At 69.3% G+C, this 1,372-nt stretch carries 2 protein-coding genes; one reads left to right on the plus strand and one right to left on the minus strand.

Annotated elements, in window-relative coordinates:
- On the plus strand, positions 1-469 hold a 469-nt coding region (locus PLL68_RS15235), incomplete at its 5' end, for a TerC family protein (RefSeq protein ID WP_502910738.1).
- Here the strand turns inward: PLL68_RS15235 and PLL68_RS15240 are convergent.
- Entirely contained in the window at positions 466-1,347 is an 882-nt protein-coding gene (locus PLL68_RS15240) for an EamA family transporter (RefSeq protein ID WP_324535553.1), read from the minus strand. The genes PLL68_RS15235 and PLL68_RS15240 overlap by 4 nt on opposite strands.
- Positions 1,348-1,372 lie beyond the last annotated feature (25 nt).

Raw genomic sequence — 1,372 nt, forward strand, 5'->3', positions numbered from 1 at the left:
CGGCACGAAGATGTTCATCATCGAGAACGGCAAGCGCCTCGCGACCCCGCTCTTCTTCGTCATCGTCGCGCTCGGCACCACTGACCTGCTCTTCGCCCTGGACTCCATTCCCGCGATCTACGGCCTGACCCGTGAGCCCTACATCGTGCTCGTGGCGAACCTCTTTGCCCTGATGGGTCTGCGCCAGCTGTACTTCCTGCTCGGCGGCCTGCTCACCAAGCTCGTCTACCTCAGCCTGGGTCTGGCCGTGCTGCTGGCGTTCATCGGCGTGAAGCTGCTCCTGCACGCCCTGCACGAGAACGAGCTGCCGTTCATCAACGGCGGCGAGCACGTGGCGGTCCCGGAGATCCCGATCTGGATGTCGCTCGGTGCCATCGTCGTCATCCTGGGCACCACGACCGTGGCCAGCCTGTGGAAGACCCGCAAGGACGAGCGCGAGCGCATCGCCGGCGGTCCCACCGGCAGCTAGGTACTGGCTGCCTCAGCGGGGTCCGGCCTCTGGCGCGCGCCGAGCCCGAGCACCAGCGCCGAGGCCGCGACCACCAGGGCCATGCCCACGAGCTGCGTCGGCGAGAGCACCTGGCCGAGGACGAGCAGCCCCGCCAGCGCGGCGAAGGCCGGTTCGAGGCTGAGCAGGATGCCGAAGACCTTCGCGCTCAGCCTCCGCAGCGCCAGCAGCTCGAGTGAGTAGGGCAGGACCGACGAGAGCACAGCGATGCCGAACGCCTTGAGGAGAATGTCCGGCGACCAGGTGGGGGCGCTGGTGATGCCGAGCGGCAGCGTGACGACGGTGGCCACCACCATGGCGAGCGCCAACCCCTCGAGCTTCGGGAACTCACCCCCGGTGCGCCCGGCGAGCACGATGTAGGCCGCCCAGAAGGCACCGGCCAGCAGCGCAAGCGCGATCCCGGTCTTCTCGAGGTCGGCGAACGGGGTGCTCAGTGCCTCGGAGATGAGCACGACCCCAGCGGCTGCGGCGGCGACCGCGACGGCATCCAACCATCGGCGCGACAGCGCCGCCGCGAGGCTGAGGGGGCCGATGAACTCGATGGTCACCGCGACCCCGATCGGCAGATGGGCCAGCGAGCTGTAGAAGGTGAAGTTCATCAGGCCGAGGGCGACACCGAACGCGATCACCGTGAGCCAGGCGCGACGCGAGTGCCCTCGCCAGCGGGGGCGGACGAAGACCAGCAACAGGGCGCTGGCGAAGAGCAGGCGCAGAACGACGGACCCGCCGGCGCCGATCAGCGGCACGAGCGTGGCGGCCAACGCCCCGCCGAACTGCACCGAGACGATGCCAGCGAGCACGAGGAGGGGTGCGGGGACCCGGTCTGCTGCGCTCGTCACCGCGTCAGGCTAGTCGTTTCGATGG

It is taken from the genome of Ornithinibacter sp. (genome assembly GCF_035443565.1).
Classification (GTDB): domain Bacteria; phylum Actinomycetota; class Actinomycetes; order Actinomycetales; family Dermatophilaceae; genus Fodinibacter.